We start from the raw sequence: 25,651 nt of genomic DNA on the forward strand, positions 1-25,651 counted from the left end.
CTTGATTTACGCCAGAGGTTTTTCCTACAGTGGTGTTTTTCATTTATAATACCGCGTTATTTTTATTTCGGACGTCAGTCAGGCCGCAGCCGGACACTGAAGATGGCCGAAACTGGCACAGTTGGTGTCTGTCATACCATTTTGGGCGGACACACAGGATTGTAAGTAAACAGATCGGGAAATTCTTATGCGCACCCAATATTGTGGTCACCTGAACAAGTCCCATGCGGGACAAACCGTTGAGCTTTGCGGCTGGGTAAACCGCCGTCGTGATTTAGGCGGTCTTATTTTCATTGATATGCGAGATCGTGAAGGTATCGTTCAGGTAGTGGTTGACCCGGATATGAAAGATATCTTCGAGGTGGCGAACCAACTGCGCAATGAATTCTGTATCCGTCTGACCGGTGAAGTCCGTCAGCGTCCGGACAGCCAGGTCAACAAAGACATGGCGACCGGTGAAGTGGAAGTGATTGCCAAAGGCCTGGAAATCATCAACCGTTCCGATGTGCTGCCGCTGGACTTCAACCAGAAGAACACCGAAGAGCAACGCCTGAAATTCCGCTATCTGGACCTACGTCGCCCGGAAATGAGCGACCGTATCAAACTGCGTGCGAAAGCATCCAGCTTCGTGCGTCGCTTCCTGGATGAAAACGGCTTCCTGGATATTGAAACACCTGTCCTGACTAAAGCGACACCGGAAGGTGCCCGTGACTATCTGGTGCCCAGCCGTGTGCACAAAGGCAGTTTCTACGCATTGCCTCAGTCACCGCAGCTCTTTAAGCAGTTGCTGATGATGTCTGGTTTTGACCGCTACTATCAAATCGTCAAATGTTTCCGCGACGAAGATCTGCGTGCAGATCGTCAGCCTGAATTTACCCAGATCGATATTGAAACCTCTTTCATGACGGCCGATCAGGTACGTGCCGTGACTGAGCGCATGGTAGCCGATATGTGGAAAGAGCTGCTGAACGTTGACCTGGGTACTTTCCCTGTCATGAAGTATGAAGAAGCGATGCGTCGTTACGGGTCGGACAAGCCCGATCTGCGTAACCCGCTGGAGCTGGTGGATGTGGCCGACATCCTGAAAGACGTCGACTTCAAAGTCTTTGCCGGCCCTGCTAATGATCCTAAAGGCCGCGTGGCCGTTCTGCGTGTACCGGGTGGTGCAGCGCTGTCTCGCAAGCAGATTGACGAGTACACCAGTTTTGTCGGTATTTACGGTGCAAAAGGCCTGGCATGGATGAAGGTCAATGACCGTGCGGCTGGTTTTGACGGCGTGCAGTCACCTGTGGCTAAATTCCTGAACCAAGACATAGTGGCCCAGCTGCTGGAGCGCACTCAGGCCGAATCTGGCGATATTCTGCTCTTTGGTGCCGATCGTAAAAATGTGGTTGATGAAGCAATGGGTGCCCTGCGTCTGAAGCTGGGTAAAGACCTGAAACTGACTAACGATTCGGCATGGGCACCGTTATGGGTGGTTGACTTCCCAATGTTTGAAGAAGATGAGGAAGGTAATCTGCACGCGATGCACCACCCGTTCACCTCGCCACTGGGCATGACTGCGGAAGAGCTGGCGGCTAACCCTGCAACAGCAATTTCCAATGCTTACGATATGGTACTGAATGGCTACGAAGTGGGCGGTGGTTCTGTGCGTATTCACAACGCAGACATGCAGGCGGCAGTATTCAACATTCTGGGTATTGACGCGCAAGAGCAGCAACTGAAATTCGGCTTCCTGCTGGACGCACTGAAATTCGGTACGCCGCCGCATGCGGGTCTGGCGTTTGGTCTGGATCGTCTGGTCATGCTGCTGTGCGGCACTGAGAATATCCGTGACGTGATTGCCTTCCCGAAAACAACGGCGGCAGCATGTCTGATGACAGATGCGCCAAGCCTGGCTAATCCTGCCGCTCTTGAGGAGCTGGCAATTGCGGTGAAATTAGCCGCGAAAGACGAACAAAATACCGAAGCCTGATTAATCAGGCTTATCCGGGCTGGCAGCTCTGCCAGCCCGATCACTCTTCAAGACATTGCAGTATGCTTCATACCATCTGATGTACGATCTCTCGCCGTGTTCTGAACAGTGATCAGCGCCTCCCAGTGACGCAGAGCTGGGACAACACCCTCTATAAATCCGGAGCATTGTTATGGCAGGTCATAGTAAGTGGGCCAACATCAAACACCGCAAAGCGGCGCAAGACGCTAAGCGTGGCAAAATTTTTACCAAGTTAATCCGAGAAATCGTGGTGTCGACCAAAGAAGGCGGTCCTGAAACGGAAAGCAACCCGCGCCTGCGTGCTGCTGTCGATAAAGCGCTGTCCAATAACATGACGCGTGACACCATCAACCGTGCTATCAGTCGTGGTGCTGGCGGTGAAGGTGACGACAACATGGAAACCGTGATTTATGAAGGATACGGTCCTGGCGGCACTGCTGTGATGGTTGAATGTATGACGGACAACCGCAATCGCACGGTATCCGGTGTGCGCCATGCGTTCAGCAAAGCGGGCGGTAATCTGGGCACAGACGGTAGCGTTAATTACCTGTTCGAGAAAAAAGGGGTGATTTCCTACGCGCCGGGGCTGGATGAAGACGCTGTCATGGAAGCAGCACTGGAAGGGGGGGCTGATGATGTTGAAACCAATGATGATGGTTCTATCGACGTCTACACCACACCGGCGGATTTTGGTCCGGTGAGAGACGCACTGGACACTGCCGGATTTGAAGCCCAGAACGCAGAAGTGACTCTGGTGCCGTCAACCAAGGCCGAGCTGGACGCGGACACAGCGCCAAAACTGCTGCGTCTGATTGATGCGCTGGATGATCTTGATGATGTGCAGGAGGTATATCATAACGGGGATATTTCCGACGAAGTGGCGGAACAGTTGTAATATTAATGGCCATTATTTTAGGGATAGACCCAGGCTCCAGAATCACGGGATACGGTGTTATCCGTCAGGTGGGCAGACAACTTGAATATCTGGGCAGTGGTTGTATCCGTACCAGCTGTGATGATATTCCGGGTCGGCTGCATCAGATTTATGCCGGGGTTACCGAAGTGATCACTCAGTTTCGTCCCGATGATTTTGCCATTGAAGAAGTCTTCATGGGCAAAAATGCCAATTCGGCACTGAAACTCGGGCAGGCACGCGGCAGTGCAATTGTTGCAGCCGTGAATGCCCATATCCCCGTCAGCGAATATGCGGCCAGATTGATTAAACAGGCGGTGGTTGGCAAAGGCAGTGCCGATAAAGTACAGGTTCAGCACATGGTCTGCCATATGCTGAAATTACCGGGTAAGCCCCAGGCGGATGCGGCAGATGCTTTGGCAGTGGCTATCTGTCATGCCCATACCCACAAAACCCTGGTGGCGATGGCAGGCCAGGCATCGGGTTCGAAACGGGGACGATACAGATAGTCATACGCTGTTAAGTCACCATATCAATATCCCTGTCAGGAATGCGTTCTGTTGGACGGATCAAAAAAAAGCAGCCTTGTGCTGCTTTTTCTTTGTTAATTCATTGTTAACTGAATATAGTGGTCGGAGCTGTTGGATAGTTCATATATAACAATGACAAGGATAACAAAATGTCCCCAGTCGCTTTTTGGCGCGGCCTGTTTTTGCCCTCTTCACATCAGTGGCAGGGAGAGCAAGTCCGCTTGGTTGATACCCTGCTATTTTTCACCCTCATCTCGTTTTTCGTCGGCTTGTACAGCTGGATAAAATGGTCGAGCCATGCCCATACCAGTTTGGTTATCACGTCTATTACACTCATTGGATGCGAAATACTGGCCGGGTTGGTTGTACGCTGGCTGAAACAGATTGAACTTGCGATCAATCTGGGTTTTCTGGGCATGGTGATCCATGCCGTGAACATTGTCTATCAAAGTGGCGGTATTGTTGTTTCCACTCAGGCATTCTGGATGCCGCTGCTGATTGTGGCGTTTTTTCTGGCGGCCAAACCGGTCACAGCCATGATCTGGAGTGCGCTGGTCGTAGTGATTTCTGGCTGGATGATAAAGGAATCTCTGGCCGGTCACGACTTTCCTCACCTGGTATTGACGCCGGCAGCAGAACGGCTGGAAACCTGGTCTGGCTTATTACTGCCTTTAATAGTGATAGGTATCGCTCAGGCCTTCACCGTGCGTCAGCGAGAAAGCGCGCTGGTGAAGTCGTCAGAGGCTGAACGGGCCAGCCATACATTGGCAGAGCAAGCCAAAAAAGGTGAGCAGGCGCTGGGCAGCATTATGGATCGTGCCAGCGAAAGTGCCAGTCAGCTGGCACAGTTAGCCGATGATCTGGAACAGCAGTCTGATGCGTTGCATCATCAGGTGAAAGATCTCAATCAGAACTGTCTGTCGCAGGCCAGTGCGGCCGAGCAGATGAGCCAGCAACTCGGGCAGATGACAGAAGGGCTGGATGAATCAGACCGTTCGGTAACCGAATTGCGCCAGCGCAGCCGAACCATAGAAACTCAGGCCCAGCACAGCTCGGCATCACTGAATGCCTCAACCGACGCTATCGCCCGCATCCTGCACAGTAATAATGAAGTCATGTCGGCCGCTGAGCTGATCACTGCCGTTGCCGAACAGACCAATCTGCTGGCATTGAATGCCGCGATTGAAGCCGCGAGAGCCGGGGAATCGGGACGAGGGTTCGCCGTGGTCGCCGATGAAGTCCGTAAGCTGTCTGCAAAAAGTAATGCTTCCGCCACAGAGATCCGCAGCTTGCTGGAGAAAAGTAAAAATGAAGTGCAGCAGGGACAAAAAGTCATTCATGCTACGGCGACCGAGCTGGGCGGTATTATTGCCGAGATCACTGGTCTGTCTGAGGATGTTAACCGGCTGGCCGATACCCTGGGTATTCAGGTCCAGTCACTGAAAGAGCTCAATCAGGTCAGCACCGAAGTGGCACACAGTGTGGTGCAGACTAATCAGGTTTCGGATCAGGTGGCCCAGCAGGGCGCCGAGCTGGCCAACAGAGTCGAAACCTTAAAAGGACTCGCCGATAGCCTCAATGCGCTGGTGTCACGCCATCAGGCTTGATCTTGTCTGTCATTTCTTACGACATTCTGATAAAGCGCTGGATATCCATCCAGCGCTTTATTATGCTAGAGCCAATTTAATTTGCGAGATAGAGGCAAGGCAGTGATTGGCCGATTACGAGGAATCATAGTAGAAAAACAGCCACCGGAAGTGGTGATTGAAGCCGCCGGAATCGGGTATGAAGTTCAGATGCCGATGAGCTGTTTTTACGAATTGCCGCAAGCGGGGCAGGAAGTCACCATTGCCACCCACTTTGTGGTGAGAGAAGACGCCCAGCTGCTGTACGGTTTCAATAAGAAAAGTGAGCGGGATTTGTTTCGCGAAGTCATCAAAGCCAATGGTGTTGGCCCGAAACTGGGTTTAGCCATCTTGTCTGCGTTGACGGCCAGCCAGTTCGTGCTTTGTGTGGAAAATGAAGATATTTCTACCTTAGTGAAGATCCCCGGTGTGGGTAAGAAAACGGCAGAACGCCTGCTGGTTGAAATGAAAGACCGTCTGAAAGGCTGGGGCGAGGGCGATCTTTTCACACCAGCGCTGGATACTGCAGCCAGCCAGGCACAGTCTGCCGCATCCGATAAGAACCGGGCGGAAGATGAAGCCGTGAGCGCCCTGATAGCGCTGGGCTATAAACCTCAGCAGGCTTCTAAAGTGGTCGCTCAGGTTGCGCAGGATGATATGCCAAGTGAAGCGATTATCCGTGAAGCCCTGCGCTCCATGGTGTAAGTGAGATTGTATGATAGAAGCTGATCGCCTGGTGTCGGGAAGTTATCCGGTCAACCGCGAAGAAGAGGTCATTGACCGTGCCATCCGCCCGAAATTACTGCAGGATTATCAGGGCCAGGATCATGTCCGGGGCCAGATGGAAATTTTTATTCAGGCTGCGAAACTGCGTACTGAAGCGCTCGATCATCTGCTGATTTTTGGCCCGCCCGGATTGGGTAAAACGACACTGGCTAACATTGTTGCAAACGAAATGGGTGTCAGTATCCGTACAACGTCAGGCCCTGTGCTGGAGAAGGCCGGCGATCTGGCGGCACTACTGACCAACCTGGAAGAAAATGATGTGCTCTTTATTGATGAGATCCATCGTCTCAGCCCTCAGGTGGAAGAGGTGCTCTATCCGGCGATGGAAGATTATCAGCTTGATATCATGATTGGCGAAGGGCCGGCGGCACGGTCTATCAAGATAGATCTGCCCCCGTTTACCCTGGTGGGCGCGACAACGCGTGCCGGTTCGCTGACCTCACCGCTGCGTGATCGTTTTGGTATTACCCAGCGGCTTGAGTACTACAAAGTGGCTGATCTGCAAGATATTGTTCAGCGCAGCGCCCGGTGCCTCGGGCTGTCTATGGTGCCGGAAGGGGCGCTGGAGATTGCACGACGTGCCCGCGGCACGCCGCGTATCGCGAACCGGTTGTTACGGCGCGTACGGGATTATGCTGAAGTGAAGAGTGATGGTCATATCAGTGAAGAGGTAGCAAGCCAGGCACTGGATATGCTGGATGTGGACAGCAGCGGCTTTGATTATATGGATCGAAAACTGCTGATGGCGATTATTGACAAATTCATGGGTGGTCCTGTGGGATTGGATAATCTTGCAGCCGCTATCGGAGAGGAAAAGGATACGATTGAAGATGTACTCGAACCCTATCTGATTCAGCAAGGCTTTTTGCAGCGCACACCTAGGGGACGGATTGCGACCCATCGCGCTTATCTGCATTTTGGTTTGGATATCCCTAGCAGCTGATATCACAGATAATCAAATGTTAAAAACGGAGCCCAAGGCTCCGTTTTTGTTTGCTTTTTACGCATGTTTTTTTCGGCTAAATCCGGCTGAGTCATCTAATATCATTAACATTTCCTGCATGAGTTTATGCGTCAGACGGGTCAAATCCTGACGGTGGCCATAGCTTTAATGCTGGTAAAGGCCCAAATGGTTGAGGCTGGCCAGGAGTTGCGGATTTTTCTGGCAGGCCTGGGCTTGGCGGTGATTGTTTAAAACTTGGATATTGGTGCAGTAACCAAACCGGGAAATGTTAATAGGAATATCTTCATCTCCAAACAAGTGTCACAGTTGGTATGGCTGCCAGTAAGGTGATACCTGCAGGGCACAGTCATTGTCCTGTTGTCTTTTTGGATTAGAAAAAATAATCTAAAGGTCGGGTCAGGTTTATATTAATTGCACTGTCTTTACGCTTGTTTATTGATGTTATCTTGTGCGCCGAAGTCGTTTTTTCCTTTCAGCTTTACTGAGAAAAATTACCCGTTTTTTGTTGTGACTATAGAACCTGCCAAGGTGATTAAATTTGCATTTTTTGTAACTTTATAATTGAAAAATCACATTTATTTAAAGTGTTAGCTACAAAGCTATGCAATTGCGAGAAGTTTGATCTCGCGCATGGAAATAACTTATCTATACGATTTAAATCGCAATCTGCTTAGCGAATCAGCGCGCTTTTTTATAAATACCTTTGAACCTGTGTGGCGAAGTCAGTAGTATTAGTTTCAGCTTATCTGGCTGTGGTTTTACATTAAAATCTATAATTCGAAACAAGTCCGCAACATCCAGTTTGGCGAGTAAATCGCTGGTCAGGAAATGATGTTGTAAAACAGGCAGGCGTGCTCGCTGACGTTTTGCGTAGCCTAACGATGGATAACGCGTTGTCGGGTTATCAATCAATGATTGCTGATGTTTTAACCGATTGACAGTAGTCTTGAAGAATACTTGCTGGGCGTGCTCGATCAACTATGTCGTACGTTGCCGGGAGACTGGCGACTAAAGGAGTTATCATGTTTGATATCGTCGAACTATCGCGGTTACAGTTCGCTATGACTGCGATGTACCACTTTTTGTTCGTCCCGCTGACTTTGGGCATGGCGTTTCTGCTCGCCATCATGGAGTCTGTGTATGTGATGACCGGAAAGCAAATCTACAAGGACATGACCAAGTTCTGGGGTAAGCTTTTCGCCATTAACTTTGCACTGGGTGTAGCCACTGGACTGACCATGGAATTCCAGTTCGGTATGAACTGGGCCTACTATTCTCACTACGTCGGCGACATTTTTGGCGCCCCGCTTGCAATTGAAGCGCTGATAGCTTTTTTCCTTGAATCCACTTTTGTCGGCTTATTCTTTTTTGGCTGGGATCGACTCAGTAAGCGCCAACACTTAACGGTGACCTGGCTGGTGGCTCTGGGCTCAAACTTCTCTGCATTGTGGATTCTGATTGCCAATGCCTGGATGCAAAATCCAGTTGGTGCTGAGTTCAATTTCGAAACCATGCGCATGGAGATGGTGAGTTTTGCCGAAGTGATACTCAATCCAGTTGCACAGGTGAAATTTGTCCACACTGTGGCATCAGGCTATGTAACAGGTGCCATGTTCATCTTGGGTGTCAGCTCTTATTACATCCTCAAAGGTCGCGATCTGCCTTTTGCCCGCCGTTCATTTGCGATTGCGGCTTCTTTCGGTATGGCCTCTATCCTGTCTGTGATCGTGTTGGGAGATGAATCCGGCTACGAGCTGGGTGATGTCCAAAAGGCAAAACTGGCCGCTATTGAAGCCGAGTGGCACACCGAAGAAGCCCCGGCGGCATTCACCTTATTCGGCATTCCGAATCAGGAAACCATGCACACGGATTACGCCATTAAAATCCCCTATGTGATGGGTATTATTGCTACGCGTTCATTTGATACTGAAGTCACGGGTTTACGTGATCTTAAAGATGAGCACGAAGTGCGTATCCGTAGTGGTATGGAAGCCTACGGCCTGCTTGAGAAACTGCGTGCGGGTGAAAAATCACCTGAAAATATCGCCGCGTTCGATGCCGTGAAAAATGATCTGGGCTATGGGCTGTTGCTAAAGCCTTATACCGACAGGGTCGTGGATGCTACGGATGAGGACATCGCACAAGCGGCGGCCGATTCATTGCCTACCGTCTGGCCATTATTCTGGAGCTTCCGCATCATGGTGGGCTGTGGATTTATTATGCTGGGTGTGTTTGCTGCGGCATTTATTCAAACCTGTCGCCATAAAATCACTGAGAAAAAATGGGTGCTTCGCGCGGCGCTGTACGCCATCCCGCTACCTTGGATCGCCATTGAAGCCGGCTGGTTTGTCGCTGAGTACGGTCGTCAACCCTGGGCGGTGGGTGAGATTTTGCCTACAGCGATGGCGGCGTCCAATGTGGCCGTGTCGGATGTACTGACGTCGATGGCCGTTATTATCGCTCTGTATACCTGTTTCCTCATTGCGGAAGTCTACCTGATGCTGAAATTTGCCCGTTTGGGTCCAAGCAGTCTGAAAACCGGGCGCTATCATTTTGAACAGAATGTTGCACCGCATGACTTAACTGATAACCCGGTCATGAAGTGATCCGAGACGGACAGGAGAATTAAAAATGTTTGATTACGAAGTGTTACGTCTTATCTGGTGGTTGCTGATTGGTGTCTTGTGCATCGGTTTTGCAGTGACGGATGGATTCGATATGGGTGTCGGTGTTCTCACCAACATTATTGGTAAAACAGACACAGAACGCCGCATCATGATTAACTCTATCGCACCGCACTGGGACGGTAACCAGGTTTGGTTAATCACAGCCGGCGGTGCGTTATTTGCGGCCTGGCCACTGGTCTATGCGACGGCTTTTTCCGGGTTTTATCTGGCTATGGTTCTGACAGTAGCGGCCCTCTGGCTCCGTCCTCTGGGGTTTGATTACCGCTCGAAAATTGAAGATCCAAAATGGCGTAACCTGTGGGACCGTGCGATTTTCATCGGCAGCTTTGTTCCGCCTGTGATCTTTGGTGTGGCTTTTGGCAACCTGCTGCAAGGCGTGCCTTTTGTTCTGAGCGATCTGCTGATTCCGACTTATAAGGGCTCGTTTTTCGGCTTGCTGAATCCCTTCGCTTTGCTGTGCGGCGTTGTCAGTCTGGCGATGATAGTGACACAGGGTGCGGTATACCTGCAGATGAAAACCACAGACGAGCTGCATGCGCGCGCGCGCAACATTGCGCCAGTCACAGCGTTAATAACCTTGGTTGCTTTTGTGCTGGCCGGATTCTGGGCGAAAAACCTGGAAGGGTATGTGGTCGCGTCTGAGCTTGTAAAAGATGCGGCGTCAAACCCGCTCAACAAAGAAGTGGTTCGCCAGACTGGCGCACTGATGATGAATTTCAATGCTCAGCCGCTGCTGTGGATTGCTCCGGCACTGGGCATTGTGATGCCGTTGCTGACGATTCTGGCATGTCGTATTGAACGGGCAGGGTTTGCTTTCCTGTTCTCCAGTCTGACCATGGCAGGCATTATTCTTACTTTCGGCTTTGCAATGTTCCCATTCATCATGCCGTCCAGTGAGATTCCGAACCACAGTCTGACACTCTGGGATGCAACATCCAGTGAGCTGACGCTGAACATTATGACAGTGGTTGCTTTTGTCATGGTGCCGATCATCCTGGCTTACACCTGCTGGTGTTATTACAAAATGTTTGGTCGTCTCGATAAGCAATATATCGAAGACAATAAAAATTCACTGTACTAAGGAGACTGACTATGTGGTATTTCGCCTGGATTCTGGGGGTCCTGTTAGCCTGCTCGTTCGGTATCATTAACGCGTTGTGGTTAGAAACAACAGAGAACATGGATGACAGCAGTCAATCAGACAGTGAGTAATCGTATCGACGTCTGGGTCAGAACAAGCCATGCCTGGCTGGCGCACAGTGTGTTACGTGTGCTGGCCCTGATCATGGGACTGGTTACAGGCGGTCTCGTGATATGGGACCCAGTCTTGTTCGCCGAGGAGATAGGAGGTTTTGGTCCTGTTATTTCTCCGGCACTCATCTGGTCTTGCTGTGCCGCGGTTATCTTCGGGGTAGGTTTCGTGCCTCGGCGGTGGTACTGGCAACTGTTATTCACACCTTATGCCGCCTTACCCATATTGGCGGGTATTCTTTGGCTCCGTCTGAGCTGAAAGCATGTATGTTACGACACAGCCCGCTGAGAATAGCGGGCTGTGTTTTATGTGGCAGTAATTCCCGGAAATACCGACAAGGTCAAAAATTGAAAGGAAATAATACATGCGGAAAGTCAGGGGTTTCATTCTCTAAATTAACTCCGGTATAGTTATTGCTGGATTACCTTCTGACGTCATTTTTTTGGCGTTGGTTATGCATCATTAGTGGTATTGGGATGACGGAAGAAAACGCCTTTGAATGGCCAATCACTATTTATATTGAAGACACAGACACTGGCGGCATTGTTTATCATGCCAATTATCTTAAGTTTTTTGAGCGTGGCAGAACGGAACTATTCAGAAGCTTTGGAGTCAGCTTACAGGACATGTTAGAGCAAGGTTTCAGTTTCGTGGTGCGCCATCTTGAAATTGATTACCTGAAAGGTGCCAGATTAGACGATCAGCTCAAGGTTCGTACCTGGCCGTTAAAGGTGCGTAAAGCCTCCATCGAATTTTGTCAGATTTTAGTAAACAATGAGGGCCAGTGCTTGTGTAAAGCTACTGTTCAGGTAGCCTGTGTCGACCCTCGTTCAATGAAACCCATTGTGATACCAGAACATATACTGTCGGAGATAGCCTAAGTGAGTGCTGAACTTTCTATTCTGGATTTGTTTTTGCAGGCGAGCCTGCTGGTCAAAATTGTCATGCTGATCCTGCTGGGAATGTCGGTCATCTCCTGGGCGATGATTGTGAAACGTTCGCAGATATTGTCTCAGGCAGCCTCAAAAGCCGAGCGTTTTGAAGACCGTTTCTGGTCGGGCATTGATTTATCTCATTTGTTTCAGGAAGTGCAGAGCCGTAAAGACGATCTGAGCGGAACGGAACAGATTTTCTATGCGGGATTTAAAGAGTTTGCCCGTTTGCACCGTAATAATGGCAAAGCGCCAGAATCTGTCATGGAAGGGGCTGGCCGTGCGATGCGTGTATCGCTGTCGCGGGAAGTGGAAGAAATGGAAACCAGTCTGCCGTTTCTGGCCACTGTGGGTTCAATCAGTCCTTACATCGGCCTGTTCGGTACAGTATGGGGCATTATGCATGCCTTTATTGCGTTGGGCGCCGTGAAGCAGGCAACACTGGCGATGGTCGCTCCGGGTATTGCCGAAGCATTGGTTGCAACGGCGATGGGTCTGTTTGCAGCAATCCCGGCTGTGATGTTTTACAACCGCCTGACCAACAAGGTTGCCAAACTGGAACATAACTACGCCACCTTTATGGAAGAGTTCTCCAGCATCCTGCACCGTCAGGCGTTTGCAGCTAACCAGGAGTAACATCATGGCGGTTTATCAACCGAAAAAGCGCAAGATGACGGCGGAAATCAATGTGGTTCCGTACATTGACGTGATGCTGGTGCTCCTGATTATCTTCATGGTGACCGCGCCATTTGTGACTCAGGGTGTAGACGTTGAGTTACCTGCCACGCATACAGCGCAAACGGCGGCAGAGCTGGCCGGTGAAAACGATAGCGGGGCACCTATCATTGTCGAGGTGGACAAAGATGGTCAGCTTGGCCTGAGCGTCAATAACGATGACATGATACGTGGCCTGCAATTGACTGAGCTGCTGACGCGCGTTAAAGCCGAATTGCAGCTTAATCCGAAAACGCCCGTAATGGTGGGCGGAGACGCCAGAGTCCCTTATTCAGCGATTATCGAAACGCTGGATGCCTTGAATCAGGCAGGTGTCGGCTCTGTGGGTCTGATGACTGAGCCATTGGAGCAGTAGGGAAGTAAATGAAAAAAAACAACTATACAGTTGCCATCATCATTTCGTTATTTTTCCATGCTGTATTGTTTGCTGCGCTGATCTGGGGAACGGACTTCACTATGTCTGACCCTAAGCCAAAGGGTTCGACCATTCAGGCTGTTGTCGTTGATCCCGCTTTGGTCAATCAGCAGGCCCGCCAGTTTCGCGAGCAGCGAGATGCGGCGAAAAAAGCAGAGCAAGAACGTCTTGAGCGCCTTGAACGTCAGGCTGTGGCACTGGAACAGCAGCGTCAGGCTGAAGAAGAGCGCATTCGTAAATTGAGAGCGGATAAGCTCCAGGCCGAGAAAGCAGCGCGCGAAGCAGATGCTGAAAGGGCTCGAATTTCTCGTGAAAAAGAAAAAGCAGCAGAAGAAAAGCGTCAGGCAGACGAACAAGCCAAGCTGGCTCGCGAAGAAGCGAAAAAAGCCGAAGCGGATCGTCAGGCTAAGTTAAAAGCCAAGCAGGAAGCTGAAGAAGCAACGCGTAAAGCTGAAATTGCGCGTCAGCAGAAAATTGAAGAGCAAAAACGTGCCGAAGAAGCGGCTCGCCAGGCAGAAGTTGATCGTAAAGCTAAGGTAGCGGCGAAGAAGAAAGCGGAAGAAGAAGCACGTAAAGCTGAAGCTGCCCGTAAAGAAGCCGAACGTAAAGCGAAAGAAGCAAAAGCACTGCAGCGGCAGCAGGAAGCGGCTCTTAATGACATGTTTGCCGGCCTGGAAGCAGAAACTGAGCAACGAGGTAGTGCGAAAGGGCAGTTCATCGCTGATGAAACTGCCCGTTACGGCGAAATTTATAAGCAGATGATCCAGCAAAATTTGCTGTTTGATCAAAATTTCTCGGGTAAAGAATGCAACCTGCAAATGCGACTGTCAGTGAGCGGCCTGCTGCTGGATGTGTCGGATGTGGGAGGGGATACAAGTTTGTGCCGCGCGGCAAAAGCGGCCGTTGTAAAAGTCAGCCAGTTTCCCATGCCAGAAGATCCGGCAGTGGTGGAAAAACTGCGTTCAATTCGCTTAACCGTGAAGCCAGTAAGTTAAGAGGGAAAGCTAAATGAAACGTTGGATTTTGGGCTTGTGTGCCGCCCTGCTCACCATGAGCCAACTGGCACATGCTGAACTGGAACTGGTCATTACTGAGGGTGTCGATTCGGCACGCCCGATCGGTATTATTCCCTTTCAGTGGGAGGGTGGTGGTGCGGCGCCTGTTGATATGGCGTCGGTTATTGCCTCGGATTTACGTCGCAGTGGCAAATTTAGTCCTGTTGCCCCTAATGCAATGCCGCAAACGCCTACCAGCGAAGCAGACATTAATTATGCCGCCTGGACAGCATTGGGTGTGGATGCGCTGGTAACAGGCACTGTCAGTAAGAACGCTGATGGTAATTATGTCATCAATTACCAGCTGATAGATGTAGTGCGCGGCCAGTTAACCAATGGCGAGAGCCGGGGTCTGGAAGACGGAAAGCTGGTTCAGACCAGTGATCACGTTTTGCTGAATAACCGAGCGACAGTCAGAACCAACCGTCTGCGTCAGTATGCGCACCGTATCTCGGATGTGGTCTATGAAAAACTGACCGGCGAAAAAGGGGCATTCCTGACGCGGATCTCTTACGTGGTCATCGACGATAACTCGGACTATCCGTACCAGCTTCGCATTGCTGATTATGATGGCTATAACGAGCAACTGGTCCTGAAATCCAAACAGCCGTTGATGTCGCCTTCCTGGTCTCCTGACGGCAACAAACTGGCTTATGTCAGCTTTGAAAATCAGCAGTCCCAGATTTTTATCATGAACATTACGAATGGCACCCGTGAAATGGTCGCCTCATTCCCTAGACACAATGGTTCACCGCGTTTTTCCCCTGACGGGAAGAAACTGGCCATGGTCTTGTCGAAAAGTGGGAGTTTGCAAGTCTACGTAATGGATTTACAAACTAAAGCGATGAAACAGGTGACAGACGGGCGTGCGAACAACACTGAAGCGTTTTGGGATCCAAGCGGTCAATCTATGATTTTCACGTCAGACAGAGGTGGTAAACCTCAGATATATCGAGTAAATTTAGCTGACGGTTCGACTGAGCGTCTGACATGGCAAGGATCGCAAAATCTCGGTGGTCAGCTGACTCCAGATGGCCGTTATTTGGTAATGGTGAACCGATCGGATTCGGGTTACAACATTGCCAAACAGGATTTGAAAACAGGTGCTGTACAGATTTTGACGAAAACATTTTTGGATGAATCTCCAAGCATTGCCCCAAATGGTGGCATGGTGATCTACAGCTCGGTTAATAACAAATCCAACGAGTTGTCTCTGGTATCAATAGATGGTCGTTTTAAGGCTCGTTTACCAGCTACCAGTGGGCGAGTAAGAGCACCATCTTGGGGACCGTTCTTATAGGGTTCACTGCAATATAGCGATAAATAAGGAAAAAAAATGCAACTGAATAAAGTTTTAAAGGGTTTGGCAATTGCGCTGCCAATGTTTACTCTGGCTGCTTGTAGTTCTACCGACAGCACAGACAGTTCTGCCGCTCAAACTAACACTGGCGCTGGTACAACTGGCTCAGAAACCACAGTTGTAACACCTGTAGATTCTGGTTCAGCGGCGATGTCAGAGCAAGAAGTCCGCAACCAGCAACTGCGCCAGGAACAAACGGTTTACTTCCAGTTTGACAATGCTGAAATTCAGGCCAGCTATCAGGCGATGCTTGAAGCACATGCTGAATACCTGCGTAACAACAGTGGTGTGAAAATTATTGTTGAAGGCCACGCGGATGAGCGCGGTACGCCAGAGTACAACATCGCACTGGGCGAGCGTCGTGCCAATGCTGTTGCTAAGTACCTGCAGGCACTGGGTGTGTCTTCAAGCCAGATCTCTATCGTAAGCTACGGTGAAGAGAAGCCGCTGGTACTGGGCCACACTGACGCCGATTACGCTAAGAACCGTCGTTCGGTTCTGGTTTACTAATTAAGGTTATGAAAATGAACAGTAACATGATGCGTTATGTCGCATTAACGTTGCTGATTGGTGCGGCGACCCCTGTGGTCGCCGCACCTGCTCCTGTTTCTGAGCTCAAAGGCAGCTCATCAAGCAGCGAAAGCAGTCTGCAACGTTTAGAACGTATGTTTGAGGCGCGTAGCCAGATGCAACTGGATATGCAGCGTCAACTTGATGAATTGTCCCGTGAAGTTGGCGAACTACGTGGTATGGTTGAACGCAATAGTTACGATATGAAGCAGATGCTGGAACGTCAGCGTGAGCTCTATCGTGAAATTGACAAATTAAGCCGTGAGCAACCCGCTGCAGCCAAAGCAGAGAAAAAGGATGTATCCGGCGGTGAAACCTATGCCGCCAGCGCCGATGAAAATACCGCTTATGAAAGTGCCGTGAATTTGATTCTGAAAGAAAAGGATTATGATGGTGCGGTGACGGCGTTCAACGGATTTTTGTCCACTTATCCTGACTCTGTGTATGCGGCCAATGCCCATTACTGGCTTGGGCAGCTTTATTTTACCCAGAACAAGATGGCGGATGCTCAAACACACTTTGAAGCTGTTGCCAGTTTCAAAGATTCCAATAAGCGCGCTGATGCGCTGTTGAAGATGGGTGTGTTAGCCGAGCGTGGCAACAAAGCAGATGTGGCAAAAAAACTCTACGAGCAGGTAGTGGCAGAATATCCCAATACTGCGACATCTCAACAAGCCGAAAAAAGCCTCAAGAATCTTAAATAACAGGATATCGGGCTTAGTCTATTCCTCGCCGCTGACCTCTCAAAATTGGGTTAGCGGTGTCTGATTGCCCCTTCTATGCCTTATCCAGATTAGTATTACAGCGTAATTGCAGTGTATAATGCGCGGATTGTAAGGACGAGCTGATAGAGCAAGACGTAATGAGCCTGACATTTGACCCTTCAGAAATGGTGTATCCATTTCCACCCAAACCTATTCCACTGACTCAAAGCGAGCAAGTGGATTACAAAGCGAAAATTAAAGCGCTGCTTCAGGAAAAAGAAGCTGTGCTGATCGCGCATTACTACACCGATCCCGAAATCCAGGCACTGGCCGAAGAAACCGGTGGTTTTGTGGGCGATTCGCTGGAGATGGCACGATTTGGTAATCAACATCCTGCGAAAACCCTGATTGTTTGCGGTGTGCGTTTCATGGGGGAATCGGCCAAGATTCTTACGCCAGAAAAACACGTGTTGATGCCGACGCTGGAAGCTGAATGCTCTTTGGATTTAGGCTGCCCGGAAAAAGAATTCAGTGAATTCTGCGATGCGCACCCGGATCACACTGTGGTGGTGTACGCGAATACGTCTGCAGCGGTCAAAGCACGCGCTGACTGGGTAGTGACGTCCAGTATAGCGCTGGAGATTGTCGAACATCTGGATGCCGAAGGTAAGCCGATCATCTGGGGACCAGACCGCCATTTAGGCAGCTATATCCAGAAGAAAACAGGCGCTGAGATGCTGTTATGGCAAGGCGAGTGTGTTGTTCATGATGAATTTTCCGCCAAAGCGCTGAAAGACATGAAGCACCTGCATCCGGACGCAGCTATCCTGGTCCACCCTGAATCGCCTGCGAGTGTGGTTGCCTTAGCAGATGCTGTAGGCTCTACCAGCCAGTTGATCAAAGCGGCTAAGAGCCTGCCGCAACAAAAACTGATTGTTGCGACTGACAAAGGCATTTTCTTCAAAATGCAGCAGATGGTGCCAGGAAAAGAACTGATTGAGGCACCGACGGCAGGAGCTGGCGCGACTTGCCGAAGTTGTGCGCATTGCCCCTGGATGGCAATGAACGGCTTGAAAGCCATTGAAGCAGCTTTGCGCGAAGGTGGCGAAAAGCACGAGATCTTTGTCGATGAAGCCATTCGTGTGAAATCTCTTATTCCGTTGAACCGTATGCTGGATTTTGCTGCATCGCTGCAGTTGCAAGTGAAAGGCAACGCCTGACACGGGCAAACCAGATCCACCGAGATGAAAAGCGGCCCTATGGTCGCTTTTTTTTGTATCTGAAGACTTTTGTGTTGTTGAAGGTGTGGCGGGATTTTGCGAGATGTTGTGGAATCCGACTGTGATAGACAGACCTTGATCCGGTATAAGTCATTATCGGTAAGTGGTACAGCAGGTTTTACTCGCCGTAACATAACAAAATGAATCAAATTTGTAACATTTAGTGGCACCTGAGATCTCATTGTCAGCATTTTTTAGTTGATCATGTATGCCAACAAGGCAATAACATTTATAGGATAAATAATAATGAAACAACCCTACTAAATATCTGAAAACTAGGATCATAACTATGCTTACACAATTCAGAAAAAGCTGGCTGGCCTTCACGACTACAGCATTGCTTACCTTTTCGGTTCAGGCGAGTGCGGAAAATTACACCATAGGAACAGGCAGTCAGAGCGGTACTTACTACCCGTTAGGCGGCATGCTGGCCAAGATCTGGAGTGAGAATATTGATAACTTTGATATGCGGGCTGAGGTGACTGCTGCTTCGGTTGAAAACGTGATCAAAGTATCTACCCATAAGCAATTGGCGGGTATTGCAATGGGCAATGTGGTTGAGCAGGCCTATGAAGGCACTAAACCCTTCCCGAGAAAAATGGACGCGGTAGTTTTGTTTGCTCTCTATCCCAATGTTGTCCAGTTTATGGTACCTGCGGATTCAGATATCCACAGTATTGCTGATCTTAAAGGTAAAAAGGTTTCGCTTGGCGCACCGGGTTCGGGTACACGAGTCAGCGCCGTTAATATTCTGAATGCATTGGGGGTTGAAGAAAAAGATATTCAGGCCCAGTCTCTGAATTACACCGCGACCACCAGTGCGATTGCCAATGGTCAGATTGATGCCGGAGCCATTGTCGGCAGCTTAGGTGTAGGCGCAATCACAGAGCTGGCATTGACCCGTAATATCCGTATTTTGTCGTTTACCGAAGCGGATATGGCGAAAATCACTGCGGCCAACCCCTCTTATCAATTGATCGAAGCACCCGCTGACACCTATAAGAATGTCGCAAGCTTTAAAGCACCGGCAATCTGGAATGTGTTAGTGGTGAATAAAGATCTGGATAACAAACTGGCGTATGAAATGACCAAAACCGCCTTCGAGAATATGGATAAGATTCGTAAAACGATCAGCGTGACTCAATATACGACGCTTGAAAATATGAAAAAACTGGGTGGTGTGCCATTGCATCCTGGTGCCCAGCAATATCTGGATGAGCAGTCGCAGTAAACATGGGTTGTTTTCAGGGGCGGGGAAGTGCAGACCCGGGTCTGTCTCTCAGCCCTTGTGCTGAATTGGAGTATTTATGTCAACGACAGCCACTGCCCGGCACGGGCAAAAGCTTGCAGATATGCTGATGAAAATAGCCGCTATAGCGGCTATCGTTTTGTCTGCCTTTCAGATTTGGCAGGGGGTGACGGCAGAATTAGCGGCGCCTGTTTTTCGTCCGGTACACTTAAGCTGGATTCTGGTATTAGTGTTTCTCACTCAGCCATTAATCAAACAGAGCCATTCTTTTCCACTATATCTGGCGGCACGTAGTATCGATTTTGTGTTGTCGGCTGCCACCATCTGGGCGACCTGGCACATTGTTCAGTTTGATTATGACGATATCAGTTTTTTACTGGATGGGCTGAAAGGGGCAGATCAACTGGCTGGGTTGATCACTATCGTTGCCTTACTGGAAGCGACCCGGCGTTCTGTCGGCATGGTAATGGTGGTGATTGCGGCGGTCTTTATCACTTATGCGCTGTTTGGTGATGCCTTGCCTTCTGGCATCGCCAGCAAAGGGTTCGAGTTGGAAGAGCTGATTCGATTCCATATTTTTTCCACCAACGGGGTATACGGCGCGCCTTTAGCGATTGCGGCAGGGGTAGTGTTTATTTTCGTGCTGTTTGGTGCTTTTCTGCAGGTGACCGGTGCCGGGCAATTTTTCATCGATATTGCTTTTGCTGTTGCTGGTAAATACCGCGGGGGCCCGGCAAAAGCCAGTGTGATCGCGTCGGCGGCGTTAGGCTCTATTTCTGGCTCTGCGATTGCCAACACGGTGACCACCGGCTCGTTAACGATTCCGATGATGAAAAAGCTGGGCTACAAACCTGAGCAAGCTGCCGGTATTGAAGCCGCTGCATCCACTGGGGGGCAGATCATGCCGCCTGTGATGGGGGCGGGCGCCTTTGTCATGGCGCAGTTTACCGGGATCCCTTATAGCGAAATATTACTGGTCTCGATTGCACCTGCGATTTTGTATTTTGCCTGCACGCTGCTTTATGTCCACCTGATGGCCTGTAAGCTGGGGCTGGAAGGGATGGATGTCAAAGCAGGTGTGCGTGAAGTGCTGAATAAAGGCTGGCACTTTCTCGCGCCATTGATTCTGGTCACTACGCTGCTGATGATGAGTTACTCGCCGGTGCTGGTCGGGATTGCGGGATGTGTCGCTATTCTTGTTTCCGCCTTGTGTCGCCGTTCGAGCCGTGTCAGCCTGAGTCAGGTACTGGAAGGCATGAAAGAGGGGGCATTGATGGCCCTGCCGATTTCCGTGGCCTGTGCAACGGCCGGTATTGTTGTTGGCGTTGTCGGACAAACCGGTATTGGCCTGCAGTTCACCCAGTTCCTGCTGGCGCTGTCCGGTGGTCACTTATGGTCGGCACTCCTTCTGATAGTACTGGCGGCGGTGGTGCTGGGCATGGGCTTGCCTGTAACAGCCGCGTACATAGTGCTGTCCGTTATGGCGGTACCGGCGCTGAATGATTTCGGCTTGCCTATTCTGACTGCCCACATGATTGTATTCTGGCTGTCGCAAACTTCTAATGTCACGCCACCTATCGCTCTGGCGGCCTTTGCCGGTGCCGGTATTGCGAATGCATCGCCGATGCGATCTGCGGTGCAGGCGTTTAAACTGGCTCAGGGCTTTTTCCTGATCCCTGCTATGATGGCATTCTCCGGGCTCATACTGGGTGACGGGGAGACGCTGCATTTTGTGATTGGCATTGCGACAACGGCAGGGCTGATTATTGCATTTGCGGGTGGTATTGAGGGACGTTTGATTAACCCGCTCAATAAGCCGTTCAGAGTGATACTGCTGGCATTGGCACTGATGATGCTGTTTATGGATGACTCGGTCAGGTTAGCTGCGTTAGTTGCTGTTATCGGGATAGTCGTGGTAAACACCAAGTTAGGCCGGAAGAAGGTGGAAATGACCCACTGACGCTTGTTTCCAGCCCGTGTAATCAGCCGGGCAGAAGTGGCTGCCCGGCGGTTGGTTACTGGTTTTCGGTAAGCTGTTGTGCGCGCTGAGTCAGGCCGCACAGCATGGGAGGGATGGCTTTGAATACTTCTTCAAATTGTGCCAGACCTTCAGCGCCTTGCTCAGATAAGGCGGCCATTGCACTTTCCGGATCATACAGCAGGCTGACAGAAAGCAGCACGCCACCCAGCAGGGCATTGTCCTGGCTGTTTTCCGGCATGATGGTTTCCCAGTCATCCCGGGCCAATTGCCAGCCCTGTAATACGCCTTCGGCAAATTCACGGGTGGCTGGCGTGACTAATTCTTTGTCATCCAAATCGCAGCCTTCCGGCCATTCCCAGCTATTGGACAACAAAGCCTGGCGCGCTTCGTTCCATATCTGAACGATGGCGTTGGCATAGTTTTCCAACTCTTCATGACTGGTAAATGGCGAGGTTTCATCACCACCCCACAGGTAGGCCAGCCATTCAGCCGGATCCAGTAAATGAGGGGCCGCCGCCATTGCCGTTACAAAGCCACGGGTTTGATGTTCAGACAGCAAATGCTGACTAAGTTCAGGGTCTTGCAAAATTGCCGAAAGTTGCGCAGACATTATCAGTTTCTCTTTTAAATGGGCAGGCACGCTGTTCCAGCGCCTGGGAGCAGAATAACGGTATTGTAGCAGGCAGAGTCAGAAGACATAGCCTTGTAACGGGGAAACATGAAAAAAGGGGAGTGTGAGCCTGACAATGCTGCAAAAGTATCCACTTGATTGATAATGTGGTGATTTGGGTTGACCTCAGTCGGGGGCAACACTATAGTTACGCCCCGTTACTGAGTAAGCGCAGTGACCAAAATTAGGTGAGGTGTCCGAGTGGCTGAAGGAGCACGCCTGGAAAGTGTGTATACGGCAACGTATCGAGGGTTCGAATCCCTCCCTCACCGCCACATTCAGAAAAGACCCGTTGAGAAATCAGCGGGTCTTTTTGTATTTAACGACTCTGAGTTGTATCAAATGGCCTATAAGCCAGAAAATTAAAACTGACCTTCATTATTTCATTTCTGACTCAGTCTTTATTCATGAATCGTTATTTATTTTGTATTGAAAATTTAAAATAGCGTCGTTAATGCTAGATGACAGCGAACTGGTTTATTCACGAAATACTCATTTCTAATTTGGCCGTTAAGCGCTTTTATTAGCCGAAAATATTTGCGAGCCACTATTCATTTTATGTTCATTCGTTACATTAAATATCAAACCCTCATTATATTTGTAAATTAGCAAGAACTAATTTGTAAATTTTCATATACAATCCGTGGTGATTCAACGTGTTGATTTTACTTGACATTAGAGTAATAGCTCTTATTTATTGTTTTAATTGTTATTAAAATGTTAACTTTTATGTACGTTTCATTATCGGTTTTTTGTTCGTTATGTTTGCAAAGTATTGAAATGCTGAGCCAAAGTTGAATCGCTTTCTTGAAAAGCATACATATGTGTAACGGAGCTGAAACAAGAAGTTCTCAGAAGTTAGGCGATAAAACATTTGCAGTATGAATGGTTTGTTGGTTGGGATGCGCAGGACAGCTCACTATAATCTCTAGGAATGAGTAATGAAAACAAACAAACAACAAGCTTTGGCTGTATTGACACTAGGTTCACTTTTCACCTTGCCGGCCATGGCCGCAGAAATGGTTGACGTAACCGATTCTGCTGTTCTGGAACAAGGGTTAATGGCACGTTCACTGACACCATTAAATAACAGTTTTAAACCTGTTAAATCGGTCACTTTGCCAAATGGTAAACAAAAGGTTCGCTATCAGCAGCTTTATAAAGGATTACCCGTTTATAATACTGCCGTAGTGGCAACGACAAGTAATAAAGGCCTGACTCAGGTTCATGGCCGAATGGCGCAAAATGTAGAGCAAGATCTGCCATTAATTCAGGCAAGTATTGATGAAAAACAGGCACTGAATATTGCTAAATCACACCATGCTTCTTTACATTCTCCGCAATTAACCGGTGAGCTGCCACTTGAAAATGAACAAGTGACACTGATGGTTCGTCTGGATGAAAACAATCTGGCTGAGCTGGTGTACCAGGTGAGTTTCTTTGTTCCTTCTGATGAGCCATCACGTCCTTATTTCTTCATTGATGCCAACACAGGTGATGTGCTGGATACCTGGGACAGCATCGCCCATATCCAGGCTCCGGGCTCTGGCCCTGGTGGTAACACTAAGACCGGGCAATATCAGTTCGGTGTGGATTTCCCGAATTTCATGGTGGAGAAAAACGGTACGACCTGTACCATGAATACCAGTGCAGTAAAAACCGTCGATCTCAATGGGGCGACCTCAGGCTACAACGCCTTCAGCTATAACTGTCCGACTGACAGCAACGCCAATAGCCACAAGCAGGTCAATGGTGCCTATTCACCGCTGAATGATGCTCACTACTTTGGCCAGGTTGTCTTTGATATGTATAAAGACTGGCTGAATACGGCACCGTTAACCTTCCAGCTGACAATGCGTGTGCATTACGGCTCTCAATATGAAAATGCCTTCTGGGACGGCAGCGCAATGACCTTTGGTGACGGTTCTTCTACCTTCTATCCACTGGTAGATATCAATGTCAGTGCTCATGAAGTCAGCCATGGCTTTACCGAGCAGAACTCAGGTCTGGAATACCGCAATATGTCTGGTGGTATCAATGAAGCGTTCTCTGATATTGCCGGTGAAGCGGCTGAATTCTATATGCGTGGCAGTGTGGACTGGGTAGTAGGAAGCGATATTTTCAAACAGTCCGGTGGCTTACGTTATTTTGATCAGCCATCCAAAGACGGCCGCTCAATCGATCATGCTTCGCAGTACACATCGGGCCTGAATGTGCACTATTCAAGCGGTGTATTCAACCGTGCATATTACTTGCTAGCCAATAAATCCGGTTGGGATGCCCGTAAAGGTTTCGAAGTTTTTGCAGTGGCTAACCAGCTGTACTGGACTGCCAACTCCAACTTTGACCAGGGTGGTTGTGGTGTTGTTAAAGCAACCCAGGATCTGGGCTATAACACTGCTGATGTTGTCGATGCCTTCAATACTGTCGGTGTCAATGCCGCTTGTGGTGTAACCCCGCCAACGGGTGATACGCTAGAAAAAGGCAAGCCTATCAGTGGTCTTTCCGGTAACAGAAGCAGTGAGCTTCACTACACATTCACTGTGCCAGCATCAGTATCAAGTGCTTCTGTAAGCATTACTGGCGGATCTGGCGATGCCGACTTGTATGTGAAAGCAGGCAGCAAGCCCACCACGAGCTCATGGGATTGTCGCCCATATGTTGGTGGGAATAATGAAACCTGCAATGTTGCCGTTTCATCTGGCCAGACCTACTACGTGATGCTGCGTGGCTACAGCAACTTCTCAGGCGTGACACTGAACCTGAATTACTAAGCCGTTTTTAACGTTATGAACCAGAAGGGAGCCTTGTGCTCCCTTTTTTCTTTGCTGAGCGCTTGGTCATGATATGTAATTAAATTTCACTTATGTAGTTATATCTCTTTTGTGTGCCTGCATCCCCGCGATAAAAACCTGCAGTTTTATCTTCATTTGGCATGATCTTCAGTCATGACCCAGTAAAGTGCACCTTATGCATACGACTTTTGGCAATCTTAACAGTGTTAATTGCAGGCTAGATGAGGTAGCCGAGCTTGTTCGATCCTAAGTTTATGAAAAAAATATAAAAATAACACAGGCAAATTGAAGCGGAGCTTGGGGTGGGGTTTCATGCAAATAAACCGGATCTTGGCGACAAGCTGTGTTTATCAACTGACAAACTGAGCTTTCCGGCCATTTTTGTGCCGTGAAACATGCGGAAAAACCGGATAACAGAAGGCAAGAAATACCTGAGTAGCACGTCAGTAGTGCGCAACTAGCTAAATATGCGGCTTTGATCACGATTATTGGTTGTAAATAGACAACATCAATATTAATACAGTGAGATATTTTATCTGAAAGTTGATTTAATATGACAAATGACTGGCTATGTGTGTTGATTCTGGTCATATAGTCTTTTTGAATTGCCCATATTGGCTTTTATCTCTGGTTAATGGTTCGGAGCGGCAGTGAAAGAACAATTTAATGTGCGCAATGCGGCAGCAGACACTTTTGCAATGGTGGTGTTCTGCTTTATCACGGGCATGATGATCGAAGTGTTTATCTCAGGGATGACCTTCCAACAGTCGCTGGCTTCCCGAACGTTGTCAATTCCGGTTAACATTGCTATTGCCTGGCCTTACGGCGTCTTTCGCGACTGGATGATCCGCCAGGGCGCAAAATTGAGCCCGTTGGGCCGGATGAAATTCGTCTCCGATATGCTGGCTTACGTGCTATTCCAGTCGCCTGTTTATGCCGCTATCCTTTGGTTTGTGGGGGCCGAGCCTGAGCAAATCATGACAGCGGTTGCAACTAATGCGCTGGTAAGCGGTGTACTGGGTGGCGTCTATGGCCAATTTCTTGAAGTTTGCCGTCGTATGTTCAGAGTACCGGGTTACTACCAGCAGGCTTAACACAGCGAGTTAAAACGTCTTTCCTGAGAGGCAGTCCAACGGACTGCCTTTTTCGTTG

General features: G+C 49.3%; 24 protein-coding genes and 1 tRNA gene. 23 read left to right on the top strand and 2 right to left on the bottom strand.

Features of this window, described 5'->3' with window-relative positions:
* Nucleotides 1-187: 187 nt before the first annotated feature.
* From aspS to ruvB, 6 genes are all read left to right on the top strand, one after another.
* A complete protein-coding gene (gene aspS, locus Q4491_RS01320) occupies nt 188-1,975 on the top strand; it encodes an aspartate--tRNA ligase (RefSeq protein ID WP_303453608.1) in 1,788 nt (595 codons plus the stop codon).
* 172 nt (nt 1,976-2,147) lie between these two features.
* Complete coding sequence (locus Q4491_RS01325) at nt 2,148-2,891, top strand: YebC/PmpR family DNA-binding transcriptional regulator (RefSeq protein WP_192015251.1); 744 nt, start codon at nt 2,148-2,150, stop codon at nt 2,889-2,891.
* 5 nt (nt 2,892-2,896) lie between these two features.
* Nucleotides 2,897-3,418: a crossover junction endodeoxyribonuclease RuvC gene (gene ruvC / locus Q4491_RS01330; protein WP_027253444.1), complete on the top strand. Its 522-nt coding sequence runs from the start codon at nt 2,897-2,899 to the stop codon at nt 3,416-3,418.
* A 170-nt stretch (nt 3,419-3,588) separates the two neighbouring features.
* Entirely contained in the window at nt 3,589-5,046 is a 1,458-nt protein-coding gene (locus Q4491_RS01335) for a methyl-accepting chemotaxis protein (protein ID WP_237794141.1), read from the top strand.
* Between the two features lie 102 nt (nt 5,047-5,148).
* Nucleotides 5,149-5,769, top strand: coding sequence for a Holliday junction branch migration protein RuvA (ruvA, locus tag Q4491_RS01340; protein ID WP_192015253.1), 621 nt, complete (start codon nt 5,149-5,151; stop codon nt 5,767-5,769).
* A gap of 10 nt (nt 5,770-5,779) precedes the next feature.
* Complete coding sequence (gene ruvB / locus Q4491_RS01345) at nt 5,780-6,793, top strand: Holliday junction branch migration DNA helicase RuvB (protein ID WP_192015254.1); 1,014 nt, start codon at nt 5,780-5,782, stop codon at nt 6,791-6,793.
* 699 nt (nt 6,794-7,492) lie between these two features.
* Here ruvB and Q4491_RS01350 read toward each other — a convergent pair.
* The gene (locus Q4491_RS01350) at nt 7,493-7,792 is read right to left on the bottom strand and encodes a hypothetical protein (RefSeq protein ID WP_192015255.1); all 300 of its coding nucleotides are present in this window, start codon (nt 7,790-7,792) and stop codon (nt 7,493-7,495) included.
* Nucleotides 7,793-7,836: 44 nt separating this feature from the next.
* On the opposite strand from Q4491_RS01350, the gene cydA reads away from it, so the two are divergent.
* The 14 genes from cydA to Q4491_RS01420 all read left to right on the top strand — a co-directional run bounded on the left by cydA (nt 7,837) and on the right by Q4491_RS01420 (nt 21,013).
* Nucleotides 7,837-9,420, top strand: a complete 1,584-nt coding sequence (gene cydA, locus Q4491_RS01355; RefSeq protein ID WP_192015256.1) for a cytochrome ubiquinol oxidase subunit I — start codon at nt 7,837-7,839, stop codon at nt 9,418-9,420.
* A 25-nt stretch (nt 9,421-9,445) separates the two neighbouring features.
* The gene (gene cydB / locus Q4491_RS01360; protein ID WP_218383047.1) at nt 9,446-10,582 is read left to right on the top strand and encodes a cytochrome d ubiquinol oxidase subunit II; all 1,137 of its coding nucleotides are present in this window, start codon (nt 9,446-9,448) and stop codon (nt 10,580-10,582) included.
* Nucleotides 10,583-10,593: 11 nt separating this feature from the next.
* A complete protein-coding gene (cydX, locus tag Q4491_RS01365; RefSeq protein ID WP_192015258.1) occupies nt 10,594-10,713 on the top strand; it encodes a cytochrome bd-I oxidase subunit CydX in 120 nt (39 codons plus the stop codon).
* Nucleotides 10,685-11,011 carry a cyd operon YbgE family protein gene (locus tag Q4491_RS01370; protein ID WP_218383049.1) on the top strand — a complete coding sequence of 109 codons (327 nt, stop codon included), beginning with the start codon at nt 10,685-10,687 and terminating at the stop codon, nt 11,009-11,011. Before cydX ends, Q4491_RS01370 begins: the two co-directional genes overlap by 29 nt.
* Before the next feature lie 218 nt (nt 11,012-11,229).
* On the top strand, nt 11,230-11,634 hold the full coding sequence (gene ybgC / locus Q4491_RS01375; RefSeq protein ID WP_192015260.1) for a tol-pal system-associated acyl-CoA thioesterase: 405 nt from the start codon (nt 11,230-11,232) through the stop codon (nt 11,632-11,634).
* Complete coding sequence (tolQ, locus tag Q4491_RS01380; RefSeq protein WP_192015261.1) at nt 11,635-12,321, top strand: protein TolQ; 687 nt, start codon at nt 11,635-11,637, stop codon at nt 12,319-12,321.
* A gap of 4 nt (nt 12,322-12,325) precedes the next feature.
* Nucleotides 12,326-12,775 (top strand): protein TolR, encoded by a 450-nt coding sequence (tolR, locus tag Q4491_RS01385; RefSeq protein ID WP_225445102.1) that lies wholly within the window; start codon nt 12,326-12,328, stop codon nt 12,773-12,775.
* An 8-nt stretch (nt 12,776-12,783) separates the two neighbouring features.
* Nucleotides 12,784-13,830: a cell envelope integrity protein TolA gene (gene tolA / locus Q4491_RS01390; protein WP_303453625.1), complete on the top strand. Its 1,047-nt coding sequence runs from the start codon at nt 12,784-12,786 to the stop codon at nt 13,828-13,830.
* 13 nt (nt 13,831-13,843) lie between these two features.
* Entirely contained in the window at nt 13,844-15,190 is a 1,347-nt protein-coding gene (gene tolB / locus Q4491_RS01395) for a Tol-Pal system beta propeller repeat protein TolB (RefSeq protein WP_192015263.1), read from the top strand.
* A gap of 36 nt (nt 15,191-15,226) precedes the next feature.
* Complete coding sequence (gene pal, locus Q4491_RS01400; protein WP_192015264.1) at nt 15,227-15,760, top strand: peptidoglycan-associated lipoprotein Pal; 534 nt, start codon at nt 15,227-15,229, stop codon at nt 15,758-15,760.
* A 14-nt stretch (nt 15,761-15,774) separates the two neighbouring features.
* Nucleotides 15,775-16,524 carry a tol-pal system protein YbgF gene (gene ybgF / locus Q4491_RS01405; RefSeq protein ID WP_192015265.1) on the top strand — a complete coding sequence of 250 codons (750 nt, stop codon included), beginning with the start codon at nt 15,775-15,777 and terminating at the stop codon, nt 16,522-16,524.
* Between the two features lie 158 nt (nt 16,525-16,682).
* Nucleotides 16,683-17,744, top strand: coding sequence for a quinolinate synthase NadA (gene nadA, locus Q4491_RS01410; protein WP_192015266.1), 1,062 nt, complete (start codon nt 16,683-16,685; stop codon nt 17,742-17,744).
* Nucleotides 17,745-18,093: 349 nt separating this feature from the next.
* Entirely contained in the window at nt 18,094-19,035 is a 942-nt protein-coding gene (locus tag Q4491_RS01415) for a TAXI family TRAP transporter solute-binding subunit (protein ID WP_303453632.1), read from the top strand.
* 76 nt (nt 19,036-19,111) lie between these two features.
* On the top strand, nt 19,112-21,013 hold the full coding sequence (locus tag Q4491_RS01420) for a TRAP transporter fused permease subunit (protein ID WP_303453635.1): 1,902 nt from the start codon (nt 19,112-19,114) through the stop codon (nt 21,011-21,013).
* A 55-nt stretch (nt 21,014-21,068) separates the two neighbouring features.
* Here the strand turns inward: Q4491_RS01420 and Q4491_RS01425 are convergent, their stop codons facing one another.
* The gene (locus tag Q4491_RS01425; protein WP_192015269.1) at nt 21,069-21,644 is read right to left on the bottom strand and encodes a UPF0149 family protein; all 576 of its coding nucleotides are present in this window, start codon (nt 21,642-21,644) and stop codon (nt 21,069-21,071) included.
* Between the two features lie 247 nt (nt 21,645-21,891).
* On the opposite strand from Q4491_RS01425, the gene Q4491_RS01430 reads away from it, so the two are divergent.
* The 3 genes from Q4491_RS01430 (at nt 21,892) to Q4491_RS01440 (ending at nt 25,593) form a co-directional block, all read left to right on the top strand.
* Nucleotides 21,892-21,979: transfer RNA gene (locus Q4491_RS01430), tRNA-Ser, on the top strand.
* Nucleotides 21,980-22,645: 666 nt separating this feature from the next.
* Entirely contained in the window at nt 22,646-24,478 is a 1,833-nt protein-coding gene (locus Q4491_RS01435; protein ID WP_303453638.1) for a M4 family metallopeptidase, read from the top strand.
* Between the two features lie 671 nt (nt 24,479-25,149).
* Nucleotides 25,150-25,593 carry an L-alanine exporter AlaE gene (locus Q4491_RS01440; protein ID WP_303453641.1) on the top strand — a complete coding sequence of 148 codons (444 nt, stop codon included), beginning with the start codon at nt 25,150-25,152 and terminating at the stop codon, nt 25,591-25,593.
* Nucleotides 25,594-25,651 lie beyond the last annotated feature (58 nt).

This window comes from Photobacterium sp. 2_MG-2023, from assembly GCF_030547675.1.
Classification (GTDB): Bacteria; Pseudomonadota; Gammaproteobacteria; order Enterobacterales; family Vibrionaceae; genus Photobacterium; species Photobacterium arenosum.

Coding starts and splice junctions, on each gene's coding strand:
- pal (WP_192015264.1), top strand. CDS start 15,227: ATGCAACTGAATAAAGTTTTAAAGGGTTTGGCAATTGCGCTGCCAATG.
- tolR (WP_225445102.1), top strand. CDS start 12,326: ATGGCGGTTTATCAACCGAAAAAGCGCAAGATGACGGCGGAAATCAAT.
- cydX (WP_192015258.1), top strand. CDS start 10,594: ATGTGGTATTTCGCCTGGATTCTGGGGGTCCTGTTAGCCTGCTCGTTC.
- Q4491_RS01425 (WP_192015269.1), bottom strand. CDS start 21,644: ATGTCTGCGCAACTTTCGGCAATTTTGCAAGACCCTGAACTTAGTCAG.
- nadA (WP_192015266.1), top strand. CDS start 16,683: ATGAGCCTGACATTTGACCCTTCAGAAATGGTGTATCCATTTCCACCC.
- aspS (WP_303453608.1), top strand. CDS start 188: ATGCGCACCCAATATTGTGGTCACCTGAACAAGTCCCATGCGGGACAA.
- Q4491_RS01335 (WP_237794141.1), top strand. CDS start 3,589: ATGTCCCCAGTCGCTTTTTGGCGCGGCCTGTTTTTGCCCTCTTCACAT.
- ybgC (WP_192015260.1), top strand. CDS start 11,230: ATGACGGAAGAAAACGCCTTTGAATGGCCAATCACTATTTATATTGAA.
- Q4491_RS01435 (WP_303453638.1), top strand. CDS start 22,646: ATGAAAACAAACAAACAACAAGCTTTGGCTGTATTGACACTAGGTTCA.
- cydA (WP_192015256.1), top strand. CDS start 7,837: ATGTTTGATATCGTCGAACTATCGCGGTTACAGTTCGCTATGACTGCG.
- tolA (WP_303453625.1), top strand. CDS start 12,784: ATGAAAAAAAACAACTATACAGTTGCCATCATCATTTCGTTATTTTTC.
- ruvB (WP_192015254.1), top strand. CDS start 5,780: ATGATAGAAGCTGATCGCCTGGTGTCGGGAAGTTATCCGGTCAACCGC.
- ruvC (WP_027253444.1), top strand. CDS start 2,897: ATGGCCATTATTTTAGGGATAGACCCAGGCTCCAGAATCACGGGATAC.
- Q4491_RS01420 (WP_303453635.1), top strand. CDS start 19,112: ATGTCAACGACAGCCACTGCCCGGCACGGGCAAAAGCTTGCAGATATG.
- ybgF (WP_192015265.1), top strand. CDS start 15,775: ATGAACAGTAACATGATGCGTTATGTCGCATTAACGTTGCTGATTGGT.
- cydB (WP_218383047.1), top strand. CDS start 9,446: ATGTTTGATTACGAAGTGTTACGTCTTATCTGGTGGTTGCTGATTGGT.
- tolB (WP_192015263.1), top strand. CDS start 13,844: ATGAAACGTTGGATTTTGGGCTTGTGTGCCGCCCTGCTCACCATGAGC.
- Q4491_RS01325 (WP_192015251.1), top strand. CDS start 2,148: ATGGCAGGTCATAGTAAGTGGGCCAACATCAAACACCGCAAAGCGGCG.
- Q4491_RS01370 (WP_218383049.1), top strand. CDS start 10,685: ATGACAGCAGTCAATCAGACAGTGAGTAATCGTATCGACGTCTGGGTC.
- Q4491_RS01415 (WP_303453632.1), top strand. CDS start 18,094: ATGCTTACACAATTCAGAAAAAGCTGGCTGGCCTTCACGACTACAGCA.